This is a genomic window from Streptomyces sp. NPDC060000, from assembly GCF_042737375.1.
Taxonomy (GTDB): Bacteria; Actinomycetota; Actinomycetes; order Streptomycetales; family Streptomycetaceae; genus Streptomyces.
In genome coordinates, this window is sequence record NZ_JBHWUU010000033.1 from 18,081 (window position 1) to 30,481 (window position 12,401).

Genomic DNA, 12,401 nt, shown 5'->3' on the forward strand with positions numbered 1-12,401 from the left:
GGTCACTCGCCCTGGGCGGCCGGGGAGCCGTCGGCCCCGGCCTTGGCCTGCTGCTCCTCGACCGACTTGCGGACCTCGTCCATGTCGAGCTCGCGCGCCTGTCCGATGACGTCCGTGAGGGCGGCCTCGGGCAGGGCGCCCGGCTGGGCGAACACGGCGACCCGGTCCCGCACGATCATCAGGGTCGGGATCGACTGGACACCGAAGGCCGCGGCCAGCTCCGGCTGCGCCTCCGTGTCCACCTTGCCGAACACCAGGTCCGGGTTCTCCTCCGCCGCCTTGTCGTAGACCGGGGCGAACTGTCGGCACGGTCCGCACCAGGCCGCCCAGAAGTCGATCAGGACGAAGTCGTTGTCGGTGACCGTCTGGTCGAAGTTCTCCTTGGTGAGCTCCACGGTGCTGCTCATGGCCTGTCCCTCTTCCCGGTGCTTCCTGCCAGGGGTCCCCTGACATGCGGTGAAGCCGTCGCTGACAACACGGCCGGCCGGACGCGTATTCCGCGCCCCTACCCGTGTGGCCACCCCGCACACCACCCACCAGACTGACCCCATGACGGAAACGGAAACCAACGTGTACGACGTCGTGGTGCTCGGGGCCGGGCCCGTGGGGGAGAACGTCGCCGACCGCACCCGCGCGGCCGGCCTCACCACCGCGGTCGTGGAGAGCGAGCTGGTCGGCGGTGAGTGCTCGTACTGGGCTTGTATGCCCAGCAAGGCCCTGCTGCGCCCGGTGATCGCCCGCGCGGACGCCCGCCGGCTGCCGGGGCTGCGGCAGGCGGTGCAGGGCCCGCTGGACACGGCGGAGGTTCTCGCCCGCCGCAACTGGTTCACGGGCGACTGGACGGACGACGGCCAGGTCGAGTGGATCAAGAGCATCGGCGCGGACCTCCACCGCGGCCACGGCAGACTGACCGGCCCGCGCACGGTCACGGTCGGGGACAAGGTGCTCACGGCACGCCACGCGGTCGTCGTCGCCACCGGCACCCGCGCCGCACTGCCCGACCTGCCGGGCCTCGCCGAGGTCGGCCCCTGGACGAGCCGCGAGGCCACCAGCGCCCAGTCCGCGCCCGGCCGACTCGTCGTGGTGGGCGGGGGAGTCGTCGCCACCGAGATGGCCACCGCCTGGCAGGCCCTCGGCTCACAGGTCACCCTCCTGGTGCGGGGCAAGGGCCTGCTCGACCGGATGGAGCCGTTCGCCGGTGAACTGGTCACCGAGGCGCTCACCGAGGCCGGCGCGGACGTGCGCACGGGCACCTCGGTGGCGTCGGTGACCCGTTCCGACGGCGCCGTCGTGGTCGTCACCGACACCGGCGAACGCATCGAGGCCGACGAGATCCTCTTCGCGGTCGGCCGCGCCCCGCGCACCGACGAGATCGGCCTGGAGACGGTCGGCCTGGCACCCGGCTCCTGGCTCACGGTCGACGACAGCCTGCGCGTCACCGGCACCGACTGGCTCTACGCGGTGGGCGACGTCAACCACCGCGCTCTCCTCACCCACCAGGGCAAGTACCAGGCCCGGGTCGCGGGCGCCGCCATCGCCGCCCGCGCCGCCGGAACGCCCCTGACGGAGACCGACCCGTGGAGCGCCCACGCAGCCACGGCCGACCACGAGTCCGTCCCCCAGGTCGTGTTCACCGACCCGGAGGCGGCCGCCGTCGGCCTCTCGCTCGCCGAGGCGGAAGCGGCCGGACACCGGGTGCGGGCCGTCGACGTCGACCTGTCGTCGGTGGCCGGAGCGGGACTGTACGCCGAGGGCTACAAGGGCCGCGCCCGGATGGTCGTCGACCTCGACCACGAGATCCTGCGCGGGGTCACCTTCGTCGGCCCCGGCGTAGGCGAGCTGATCCACTCCGCTACCGTCGCCGTCGTCGGCCAGGTGCCGATCGCCCGCCTGTGGCACGCCGTTCCGTCCTACCCCACGCTGAGCGAGGTGTGGCTGCGCCTGCTGGAGGCGTTCCGGGACAACTGACACCACCCGCCGACCGGCCGGCCGCTCACGGCAGTTGGAACCCCAGCTCCTTCGCGGCCGCCTCCGCCGTGGGCTGCGTCCAGCGCTCGAGCACGGCCTGGTTGGCGCAGAGCGAGCGGAGCTCGGCCCGGTCGAGGTAGAGCACGCCGTCGAGATGGTCCGTCTCGTGCTGGACGATACGGGCGGGCCAGCCGCCGAACACCTCGTCCAGCGGCCGGCCGTGCTCGTCCGCGCCCGTGAGCCGCACCTCGGCGTGCCGGGCCACCACCGCCTGGTAGCCCGGCACGCTCAGACAGCCTTCGAAGAAGGCGGCTCGGGCCGAACCGACCGCCTCGTACGACGGGTTGACGAGGACCCGGAACGGCTGGGGCACCCGGCCGCGGATCAGCCGCACCTCTTCCGGCACCGGCGCCGGGTCCTCGATGACGGCGATCCGAAGCTCCACCCCGACCTGCGGTGCGGCGAGGCCGACACCCGGCGCCGCGTGCATGGTGACCCGCAGGGCCTCGACGAACCGGGCCAGCAGAGCGGGGTCGAGCTGGCCCTCGTAACGCACGGTGCCGGCCCGCAGGACCGGGTCCCCGGCCGCGACGATGGGCAACGGGCCGCCCGGGGCGAGGAGTTCCTCGATCCGTTCGGCAAGGGGCGCGCGGGGGCTGGGAGATGACATCGGGCCAGCATGTCACGGGGGAGAGCCTGTGACCCGCGTCACTCGGAGTGTCGGGAACTCGGTGCCGCTTCCTTCCGACTACTGGTGCGTCACGGCTGAACCTCGCCCCCCAGAGCACTGTCCCCGACCCCGTCCCCTGCCCTCGGAGAAGCCCACCCATGTCCACCGCTCCCTCGACCTCCCCCACTCCCGGCTCCGCTCAAGCGGGGGGACCCCCCTCGGACGAGGCCCCGCAACCAGCGGCCCCCGCGCCGAAGTCACGCGGCCCGTGGGCCCCGCTGCGCCCGCTGGTGCTGCGTCTGCACTTCTACGCCGGCGTGTTCGTGGCCCCGTTCCTGCTGGTCGCCGCCGTCACTGGGTTCCTGTACGCCGGCGCCTTCCAGGCCGAGAAGCTCGTGTACTCCCACGAGATGACCGTACCGGTCGGTGACACGAAGCTGCCGGTCTCCGAGCAGGTGGACGCCGCCCGCAAGGCCCACCCCGAGGGCACCGTCTCGGCCGTCCGGCCCTCGCCGCGGGACGACGCCACGACCCGGGTGATGCTGTCCGGCGTCGAGGGAGTCGACGCCACCCACACCCTCGCGGTGTTCGTCGACCCGTACACGGGCAAGGTGCGCGGCGCGCTGGAGCAGTACGGTTCGACCGGGGCGCTGCCGCTGCGCACCTGGATCGGCGAGTTCCACCGCGATCTGCACCTCGGCGAGAACGGCCGTCTCTACAGCGAACTCGCCGCCAGCTGGCTGTGGGTGATCGCGGGTGGCGGTCTGGTGCTCTGGTTCTCCCGCCGCCGCGCCCTGCGCAAGGTCCGCGGCACCAGCGGACGGCGCCGCACGCTCGGCCTGCACGGCACCGTCGGCGTGTGGGCCGCCGCCGGCTTCGTCTTCCTGTCGGCGACCGGACTGACCTGGTCCACCTACGCGGGCGCCAACATCGACGTGCTGCGCACCTCCCTCGGCCAGGCCACCCCGTCGGTCTCGGCGGCCGCGAGCGGCGGTGAGCACGCCGGTCACGACGCGGCCTCCGGCGCGGGCGGGGACGGCGAGCACGGCGTCGGCCTCGACACGATCCTGGCCGCCGCCCGCGACGAGGGGCTGGGCGACCCGGTCGAGATCGTCCCGCCGGCGGACGCCTCCTCCGCGTACGTGGTCAAGCAGGTGCAGCGCAGCTGGCCCGAGAAACAAGACGCGGTGGCGGTCGACCCGGCCACCGGCAAGGTGACCGACGTACTGCGGTTCGACGACCACCCGCTGCTCGCCAAGCTGACCCGCTGGGGCATCGACCTGCACACCGGTGTCCTGTTCGGCCTGGTCAACCAGTTGGCGCTGATGCTCCTCGCGGCGTCCCTGATCCTGCTGATCGTGTGGGGCTACCGCATGTGGTGGCAGCGCGGCCGCGGTTCCGCCTTCGGCCGGCCGATCCCGCGCGGTGCCTGGGCGCAGGTCCCGCCGTACGTCCTCGTCCCGCTGATGGCGGCGGTCGCCGTGGTCGGCTACTTCGTCCCGCTCCTCGGCATCCCGCTGGCCGGCTTCCTGGCCGTGGACGTCGTCCTCGGCGAGATCGCGCACCGGCGGGGGCGGCAGGCGGCTGCCTGAGCGGTCCCGGATACGGCGGCGGCCCGACGGTGGAAGTCACCGCCGGGCCGCTCGTCGTCCCGGGTGGACGCCTCGGCTCGGACCTCGGCCGCCGCCTCGGCTCCAATTACAGCTCAGGCCTCGGCTCAGGCCTCGGCTCAGGCCTCGGCTCAGGCCTCGGCTCAGGCCTCGGCTCAGGCCTCGGCGCAGGCCTCGGCTCAGGCCTCGGCTCAGGCCTCGGCTCAGGCCTCGGCTCAGGCCTCGGCTCAGGCCTCGGCTCAGGCCTCGGCGCAGGCCTCGACGCAGGCCTCGACGCAGGCCTCGGCCTCGGCCTGGGCCCGGCTCGGATTTTGGACGGGCCCTCGACCCGGGACCTGGGCTCCGGCTCCGGTTCGGCTCGGATTCGGCCGGGGCCTCGACCCGGGCCCTGGGCTCCGGCCCCGGCTCCGATTGCGGCCGGGGTCTCGACCCGGGCCCCGTGCTCCGGCCCACACCTGCGCGCAGACCGCGGCTCACGCGTCCGTGAAGTCCCCTGCCAGTGCCGAGGCGAGCCGCAGATGCGGTCGCGCCTCCTCGTGCCGCCCCTGTCGCTCCAGGGTGCGGCCCAGCATCAGCCGGGCATAGTGCTCCACCGGATCCCGCTCGACGATCACCCGCAACTCGGCCTCGGCGCGCCGTAGTTGGGCGGAGTGGTAGTAGGAGCGGGCCAGCAGCAGCCGCGGTCCGGTCTGCTCCGGCACCTCCTCGACCAGCCCGATGAGCACCCGCGCGGCGGAGGCGTACTCCTTCGCGTCGAAGAACAGCCGCGCCCGCTCCCACCGCTCGGCGGGCGTTCCGTGGGCGTAGTAGGCGTCGTCGCCGGTCTTCCCGTATGTCGTGTCCACTCGTGCCTCCTTCGAGGCCGACAACCGGGTGCGGTGATTGAATATTCCACTACCTGTGGCAGGGAGGCACCCACTCCTGTGGGCGGGGGTGCCGCTGCCGCGTCGGGCCGCCCGGACTCCGTCACAAGATCTCCGGCCGCCGTACTGGCATCGGGGCCGAGAGCGGGCGGCCGCCCGTCGGCGGCGGTGTGCGGGAGGAGTCCCGAACTGCCTCACGCTCCTCACCACGCTGAGGCCCCGCAGCAGGCCCGACGTCACCGAGGACCATCTTCTCGCGGACCGGAGAGCTGCGACGACCGGCGACCAGGCCTCAACTGCGCGCGGCGAGTGCCTCGCGCCACGCCGGGCTGTCGACGTAGTGGTTGTCGTACCGCTCCGAGGAGTCCTTGATCTCCTGCGGGTCGGCCTCGCCACGCATCACACGGCCGAGGAGCCGCAGATAGTCGAAGCGGCCGGCGCCCGGGGTGAAGACGAACAGTACGTCGGCCGTCCTGCCGGGCGCCGCGGCGAAGGCGTGCGGGGTGTGCGGCGGCACGACGAGGAAGTCGCCCGCCTCCAGGACGGTGATCTCCTCGCCCACCAGCACCTGGAGCGCTCCGTCGATCACGAAGAACGTCTCGGACGCCTTGGTGTGCAGGTGGGCGGGTGCTCCGACCGCGCCTTCGGTGAACGTCGACCGGTAGCTGGTGAGCCGCCCGCCGGTGTGGTCGGAGTCCGCGAGCAGAGTCATGACACTGCTGGGGTCACAGGTCGTCTCGGCGCCGGCGGCGCGGGTGAGGACCGGGGCGAAGTCCGCGGTCCGCGCGCTCTGTGCGCTCTGCGTGGTCTCGTTCTTCTTCGTCGTCATGGCTACGACTCTAGGAAGCCGCCCGACCTACGGCAGGGGGCATTTCGAAGTCGGAATCATGGGTCAATTCAGGCTTCCGTACCCGCCCGGCTCCTGGCAGCCGCTGCGGGTGCCCGGCATCGGAGGCAGAAGGAGAAGATCACCGTGAGAAGAAACCGGACGCGCCGCGGATGCTGTGACACGTCCGGGTCGTCCCGTCGGCACAGCCGGCCGGGCCCGTCAGGTGCCCGGATCTTCGCAGGTCAGCGCACCCTTCCGCGCGGCTTCAGCGGCGTCGCCGGCAGTTCCGGTGCGCGCAGGGGATCCCCGTCGTAGCCCTTCACCTCGCCGAACCGGGTGCCCTTCATCCAGTCCTCGCGCGCCTGCGCGACCTCGTCCTGGGACCGGCCGACGAAGTTCCACCACATGACGAGCTCCTCCTCGAACGGCTCGCCGCCCAGCAGCATCAGCCCCGCGTCGGACTCGGCCCGCAGGGGCAGTTCGGTGCGTCCGCAGCCGAGGTAGAGCATCGAGCCCGGCAGTAGGGGCACCCCGTCCACGTGCGCCTCGCCGGACATCGACAGCACGCCGTACTCGAAGTCGGGCACCAGCGGCAGCCGGACGTCCGCGCCACGGGCGAGCGTCAGGTCCGCGCCCACGAGGGGGCTGTACGCCGTGCCGGGGGAGACGGAGCCGTCGAGGCCGCCGAGGAGCACGGTGGCCGTGAGACCGGGGGCCGTGACCGTGGGCAGATCGGCGTGGTGCTCGAAGCGGGCGTCGGTGTGCCGGTGCGCGTCGGGCAGCGCGACCCACAACTGGGCGCCGTGCAGATACCGGGCGTGCGAGCGCGGGCTCTCCTCGGAGTGGCTGATCGCCCGCCCCGAGGTCATCAGCCCGAGCTCCCTCGGCCGGATGGTCTGCAGGCTGCCGGTCGAGTCGCGGTGCAGCACCTCGCCCTCGTGCAGCCAGCTGACGGTCTGCAGACCCATGTGCGGATGCGGCGGGACCTGCATGCCGGGCTCGTCGGCGATGTCGTCGGGGCCGTAGTGGTCGACGAAGGCCCAGGCGCCGATCATGCGCCGGCCGAGGTTCGGCAGCAGCCTGCGGACCTCTGTCGTCTCGCCGAGCTTCACCTGCCGGGGGCTCAGCAGTTCGCGGACGGGCTCGGCGACGACGAATCCACGGCCGCCGCACACAGTCGGTACGGGCGCGCGGTCAAGGTTGCTCATGTGGTCAACCTAGCGGTCGGGTGGGGTGGTGGGCACGGGGAGCGGTGTCGGGTTCGGCGTGCCCCGCGCCGGGGTTCGGTCGGTCAGTGTCGCGGCGAGTTCCGTGGTGGCCCGCACTATCTCGGCGTCCCGGTCGGCGAGGAGTTGGCACAGGACGTCGCGCTGTGCGTGCACGGCGTGGTGGGCCGCGCGTTCCCATGCCACGTAGTTGTCGGCGTGGTGCAGCAGCTTCGGGTACGCGGCGGCGGTGGTCTCCCACTGCCGGGTGTCGGCGATGCTCTTCAGCAGGCGCAGGATGTCCGCGCGGCAGGTGACCTGGGGGAGCCGGACGAGTTCCCAGAGGAAGGGCACCGTGGCCGCCGTCGCCTGCTCGACGACGAAGCCGAACTGGCAGATACGACGGCGCAGCTGGCCGAGGGCGGACCCGGCACTGTCGGCGTCGCCCCGGGCGAGCGTGGTGAGCAGGAAGGGGATGCCCGCGGCGGATCCGGTGGAGTCCTTGATCTCGGGCCATGGCACGTGATCCAGGTCTTTGAGCGGTGCGGTTCTCTTCGTGGCAGTCATGTCAGCTGTCAGAGGTGGGGTCGGGGTCAGGACGGGAGGCGGGTCGGCAGCATCGCCCAGACGGTCTTGCCCACGGGGGAGCGGCGGGTCCAGCCCCAGTGTTCGGAGAGGGCCTCGATGATGTGCAGTCCGCGGCCGTGTTCCAGGAAGGCGTCTGCGGTGTGCGGGTAGACGGGCAGGCGGTCGCTCGGATCGGTGACCGCGCACACCAGGTGCGAGCGGCGCAGGGTGAGCCGGAGCCGAACGTGGAACTCGTCCGTCGAGGTGTGCGGGAGCCCGTGCAGGACGGCGTTGGCGGCCAGTTCCGTGACGACGGTGACGGCGTCGTCGGTGCAGTGGTCCAGGGACCAGCAGTCGAGGGTGCGGTGGGTGAACTCCCGGGCCTGGACGAATCCCGCCCGGCTGCCCATGAGGTGCAGGGCGGCGGTTCTGGGCGAGTCGCGGACGGAGACGGGCTCGTGGCTCCGGATCTGCGCAGGTGATGACACGGTGCATCTCCCTGAGGCGACGTCAGGACGTGGGACGGGAAGTGCGGTTGACGACACGGCTATTATCCACGCTGACGAGGTCCTCGTGCAATTTCACGGGAAATTGCGCGTACGAGCGAGGGAGATTGCAGTGTCGTCAGTGTCGAACGGGGTGCGGGCGAGTTCGCTCGGCGTCCGCTGGATCAAGAGCAGTCACAGCAATGCCGAGGGCAACTGTGTGGAGGTCGCGGCCCTGGACGGGGGAGGCGTCGCGCTGCGCAACTCCCGTGATCCCGACGGGCCGGCGCTGGTGTACACGCCGGCCGAGGTGGCCGCGTTCGTGGCCGGGGCGAAGGACGGGGAGTTCGACCACCTGGTCTGAGCCGCCCGCGCCGGCCCGGAGAGGCTTCGTGGGGTTTCGGTGAGGACTCGATTCCCCTGCCGCGTGCGGCCGGAGGGCTGTAGATGCGATACTGCGGTCTGTCGTCTGCCGGTCCACGGGGAGTCAGGATGTCTGCCGAGTCGCCTCGAGTGTCCCGCCTCGAACCGTATCTGAACCGGGCCGAGCCCGCCCCGACCTTGCTGAAAATGCTGGTCGGCGTTCAGTTGGCGGGTATCCGGGAGGACGCCGGCCTCTCCCAGGACCAGGCCGCGCGTGCCCTGGGGTTCAGCCCGGCGAAGCTGTCGCGCATCGAGGCGGGCAAGGGCCGCAGGCCGCCCGTCGAGGCGGACGTCCGCGCGCTTCTGTCGCTGTACCGGACCGACGACCACGAGGCCTCCGTACTGATCCGGTTGCTGCGGCAGGCGGGCGAGCCCGGCTGGTGGCAGCGCTACGACAAGCGGCTCATGCCCGAGTGGTTCGACCGGCTGGTCGGTCTCCAGGAGGCGGCCACGGCGATCCGTACCTTCGAGATCCAGTACGTCCCTGGCCTGTTGCAGACCCCCGCGTACGCACGTGCCGTCGTGGAGCGCGGGCTGCCGTCGGCGACCTCCCGGGAGGTGGAGCGCCGGGTGGAGCTGCGGACGCGGCGCACCGAACTGCTGAGGCGCCCGGACGCCCCGCGGCTCTGGGCGGTCCTCGACGAGTCGGTGCTGCTGCGCGTGCTGGGCGGCCGTGAGGTGATGCGCGAACAGCTCACCCATATCGTGGAGTTGGCCGGGCTGCCCCATGTCACGGTCCAGGTGGTGCCGTTGGACGTCACCCATGCCTCCGCGCCGGCCATACCGGTCACGTATCTGCGCTTCGGCGGCGCCGATCTGCCCGACGTCGTCTATCTGGAGCAGATCAGGAGCGCGACCTTCCTGGAGGACCGGGACGAGACGGAGGAGTACCGGGTCGCGCTGGACCGGCTCGCGGACGAGGCGCTCGATCCGCGCGACTCCCTGGCGCTGCTGAGGGAGACGGCGGAGCGGCGCTATGCCGCCGCTCCGTGAGGTGAGACGGCTCAGCGCAGCAGGCCCACGCCTCCGAACTCGATCCACTCCTGCGTGAGTTGACGGGGCGCGACTTCGGTGTCGGGCCGCCAGGTGGAGACCTCCACCAGTCCCGGGTCGAGGATCTCCGTGCCTTCGAAGAACGCGGCGACGTCCTTCTCCTGGCGCACCCGGCCCCAGTGGCCCTGGGTGGCCTTGTCCATGAAGTCGGTGACGAATGCCCTGACCTGGGGGTCCTCGCTGACCAGCTGACATATCACCAGAAGGCTGCCGGGGGCGAGTCGTTCCGTCACCCGGCGGACCACCGCCTGCGGGCCGTCGGTGTCGCTGTCGGGGATGCAGTGGAAGACCGAGTTGAACAGCACGGCCACCGGCTGGGAGAAGTCGATCAGCCGCCGGGTGTCCTCGTGCGTGAAGATAGTCTCCGTCTCCCGCAGGTCGGCGTGGATGACGGCGGTCCGCTGGTCCTGCTCCAGCAGGGCGCGGCCGTGCACGAGCACCATGGGGTCGTTGTCGACGTAGACGACGCGTGCGGTCGGGTCGATGCGCTGGGCGACCTGGTGCACGTTGTCCTGGGTGGGCAGGCCGGAGCCGTGGTCCAGGTACTGCCGGATGCCGAACTCCTGTGTCAGGGTCCGCACGACCCGCTGGAGGAAGCGGCGGTTGTTCAGCGCGAGGGCGCGGGTGCTCGGGACGACCTTGTCGAGTTCCTCGCAGGCCGCGCGGTCGGCCGCGTAGTTGTCCTTGCCGCCCAGGTAGTGGTCGTACATGCGGGCGGCCGTGGGGACCGCCGCGTCGATCGCCGTGGACAACTGCTTGCCAGGCTGCATCTCTTCCCCCAGTTCGCTGCCGGGCCACGGACTGGCGCGGCGGACAACACATCCTAGGGAAACCGCAATTGACGGCACCACCCCTTGATCGACGGTTCGCTCGAAGGCGTCTACGAAGGTGTCTGCGAAAGGTCTACGAACATGTCCGCGCCTGCGTATACGGGTGTCGACGAGGAGACCACGCACGCGATCGGTTCTGGACTGTAGGTCCAGTGTTTGGACGTGTGGTCTAATGGCGTCATGGAATCCCGGGAAACCGAGCGGGACGTGATCCTGCGAGCGCTCACCCCCGTCGTCGACGGGATCGCCGCGACGTTCGGGCCGGTGTGCGAAGTCGTGCTGCACGACTACCGGCGGCCGGAGACGTCCGTCGTCGCGGTGGCCGGGTCGGTGACGGGGCGGACGGTCGGCGGGGCGATGAGCGAGATCGGCATGCGGGTCCTCGCCCGTGGCGGCGACGCCGTCGACGAGCTGAACTACGTCACCCATACCGGCGCAGGAAGGCTGGTGAAGTCGTCCACGATGGTGCTGCGCGACTCCACGGGCGCGGTGTTCGGCGCTCTGTGCGTCAATGTGGACGTCACCGAGGTGGACCGGGTGCAGGGGCTGCTGGCCGCGCTGGCGGGGGTGGCCGGGTCACCCGCCGAGGCGCCCGTGACCACCTTCGGTGACGACATCGACTCCGTCGTCGACGCCCTCCTCGACGACCGTCTGCGGCGCCAGGGCCAGACCTGGGCCGGCCTCGACCGGGCGCGGCGCCTGACGCTGTTCCGCAGCCTGGACGAACGCGGCGTGTTCGCGGTGCGGCGCGCGATCGAGCAGGTCGCCGCCCGCCTCGGCATCTCCCGCGCCTCCGCCTACAGCTACCTCTCCCAGTCCAGAACCACGCACCGGCCCGGTGCCGACGGCACCGACGCCGCCGACGACCATTCCGAGGGAGCACCCCCGTGACGACCACACCCCCGCCGATCACCCTCGACGACGTGCGCGACGCGGCCGCCCGGCTCAAGGGCGTCGCGCACCGCACGCCCGTGCTCCGCTCCCGCACGCTGGACGCGCTGGTGGGCGCCGAGGTCCTGCTGAAGTGCGAGAACTTCCAGCGCGTCGGCGCGTTCAAGTTCCGCGGCGCCTACAACGCGGCCTCCCGGCTGACCCCCGGGCAACTCGCCCGGGGCATCGCCGCGTACTCCTCCGGCAACCACGCCCAGGCCGTCGCCCTGGCGGCACGGGAACTCGGCACCACCGCGGTGATCGTCATGCCCGAGGACGCGCCCCGCTCCAAGCGGGCGGCGACGGAGGGTTACGGCGCCGAGATCGTGACGTACGACCGTTACGCCGGCGACCGGGTGGCCATCGCCGAGGCGCTCGCCGCCAACCGGGGGCTGGCGCTGATCCCGCCGTACGAGCATCCGCACGTCATGGCGGGCCAGGGCACCGCCGCCCTTGAACTCCTCGAGGAGGCAGGCGAGTTGGATGCCCTGCTGGTACCTGTCGGGGGCGGCGGGCTGATCGCCGGCAGCGCGACCGCGGTCAAGGGGCTGCGGCCGGGCACCCGCGTCATCGGTGTGGAGCCGGAGGCCGGGGACGACACGAAGCGCTCGCTGGAGGCGGGCCGGCGGGTCGAGATCCCGGTGCCGCGTACCATCGCCGACGGCCAGGCCCTGCACACGCCCGGGGAGCTGACCTTCTCGGTGAACCGGCGGCTCGTGGACGAGATCGCCCTGGTCTGCGACGACGAGATTCGGGCGGCCATGCGGTTCGCCTTCGAACGCCTGAAGATCGTCGTGGAGCCGAGCGGCGCCACGACGCTCGCCGCCCTGCTCGCCGGGCGGGCCGGCCGGCTGCCGCGGCGCGTCGGTGTGATCGTCTCCGGCGGCAACATCGACACCGGTCGCTTCGCCGAGCTGTGCGGCGGCGGCGCGTAGGACAGGTCGGCGAGGGGCGCCGCCGCCGAATGG

Annotated in this window: 14 protein-coding genes; 6 read left to right on the forward strand and 8 right to left on the reverse strand. The window is 72.0% G+C overall.

Annotation, left to right across the window (positions count from 1 at the left end; genetic code table 11):
- Positions 1-2: 2 nt before the first annotated feature.
- Positions 3-407, reverse strand: coding sequence for a thioredoxin (gene trxA, locus ACFWBB_RS18985; protein ID WP_385273263.1), 405 nt, complete (start codon positions 405-407; stop codon positions 3-5).
- A 142-nt stretch (positions 408-549) separates the two neighbouring features.
- Between trxA and ACFWBB_RS18990 the strand changes: the two genes are divergently transcribed.
- Entirely contained in the window at positions 550-1,968 is a 1,419-nt protein-coding gene (locus ACFWBB_RS18990) for a dihydrolipoyl dehydrogenase family protein (RefSeq protein ID WP_385273266.1), read from the forward strand.
- Between the two features lie 25 nt (positions 1,969-1,993).
- On the opposite strand, the gene ACFWBB_RS18995 is transcribed toward ACFWBB_RS18990, so the two are convergent.
- Positions 1,994-2,638, reverse strand: coding sequence for a peptide deformylase (locus ACFWBB_RS18995; protein WP_385273269.1), 645 nt, complete (start codon positions 2,636-2,638; stop codon positions 1,994-1,996).
- A 158-nt stretch (positions 2,639-2,796) separates the two neighbouring features.
- Between ACFWBB_RS18995 and ACFWBB_RS19000 the strand changes: the two genes are divergently transcribed.
- On the forward strand, positions 2,797-4,230 hold the full coding sequence (locus ACFWBB_RS19000; protein ID WP_385273272.1) for a PepSY-associated TM helix domain-containing protein: 1,434 nt from the start codon (positions 2,797-2,799) through the stop codon (positions 4,228-4,230).
- 491 nt (positions 4,231-4,721) lie between these two features.
- Here the strand turns inward: ACFWBB_RS19000 and ACFWBB_RS19005 are convergent, their stop codons facing one another.
- The 5 genes from ACFWBB_RS19005 to ACFWBB_RS19025 all read right to left on the reverse strand — a co-directional run bounded on the left by ACFWBB_RS19005 (position 4,722) and on the right by ACFWBB_RS19025 (position 8,200).
- Positions 4,722-5,093, reverse strand: coding sequence for a tetratricopeptide repeat protein (locus ACFWBB_RS19005; protein WP_385273275.1), 372 nt, complete (start codon positions 5,091-5,093; stop codon positions 4,722-4,724).
- A 310-nt stretch (positions 5,094-5,403) separates the two neighbouring features.
- Entirely contained in the window at positions 5,404-5,940 is a 537-nt protein-coding gene (locus ACFWBB_RS19010; protein WP_385273278.1) for a cupin domain-containing protein, read from the reverse strand.
- Positions 5,941-6,182: 242 nt separating this feature from the next.
- Complete coding sequence (locus ACFWBB_RS19015) at positions 6,183-7,148, reverse strand: pirin family protein (RefSeq protein WP_385273281.1); 966 nt, start codon at positions 7,146-7,148, stop codon at positions 6,183-6,185.
- Between the two features lie 9 nt (positions 7,149-7,157).
- Positions 7,158-7,712, reverse strand: coding sequence for a hypothetical protein (locus ACFWBB_RS19020; protein ID WP_385273284.1), 555 nt, complete (start codon positions 7,710-7,712; stop codon positions 7,158-7,160).
- Between the two features lie 26 nt (positions 7,713-7,738).
- Entirely contained in the window at positions 7,739-8,200 is a 462-nt protein-coding gene (locus ACFWBB_RS19025; protein WP_385273287.1) for an ATP-binding protein, read from the reverse strand.
- Positions 8,201-8,330: 130 nt separating this feature from the next.
- Between ACFWBB_RS19025 and ACFWBB_RS19030 the strand changes: the two genes are divergently transcribed.
- Complete coding sequence (locus tag ACFWBB_RS19030; protein WP_189924397.1) at positions 8,331-8,561, forward strand: DUF397 domain-containing protein; 231 nt, start codon at positions 8,331-8,333, stop codon at positions 8,559-8,561.
- 128 nt (positions 8,562-8,689) lie between these two features.
- Positions 8,690-9,613, forward strand: coding sequence for a helix-turn-helix domain-containing protein (locus tag ACFWBB_RS19035; protein ID WP_385273291.1), 924 nt, complete (start codon positions 8,690-8,692; stop codon positions 9,611-9,613).
- An 11-nt stretch (positions 9,614-9,624) separates the two neighbouring features.
- Here the strand turns inward: ACFWBB_RS19035 and ACFWBB_RS19040 are convergent, their stop codons facing one another.
- Positions 9,625-10,443 (reverse strand): SAM-dependent methyltransferase, encoded by an 819-nt coding sequence (locus tag ACFWBB_RS19040; RefSeq protein ID WP_385273294.1) that lies wholly within the window; start codon positions 10,441-10,443, stop codon positions 9,625-9,627.
- A gap of 240 nt (positions 10,444-10,683) precedes the next feature.
- Here ACFWBB_RS19040 and ACFWBB_RS19045 point away from each other — a divergent pair, with 240 nt between their 5' ends.
- Together ACFWBB_RS19045 and ACFWBB_RS19050 are read left to right on the forward strand one after the other, a co-directional pair.
- Positions 10,684-11,394 (forward strand): transcriptional regulator, encoded by a 711-nt coding sequence (locus tag ACFWBB_RS19045; RefSeq protein ID WP_385273297.1) that lies wholly within the window; start codon positions 10,684-10,686, stop codon positions 11,392-11,394.
- Entirely contained in the window at positions 11,391-12,368 is a 978-nt protein-coding gene (locus ACFWBB_RS19050) for a pyridoxal-phosphate dependent enzyme (RefSeq protein ID WP_385273300.1), read from the forward strand. Before ACFWBB_RS19045 ends, ACFWBB_RS19050 begins: the two co-directional genes overlap by 4 nt.
- Positions 12,369-12,401 lie beyond the last annotated feature (33 nt).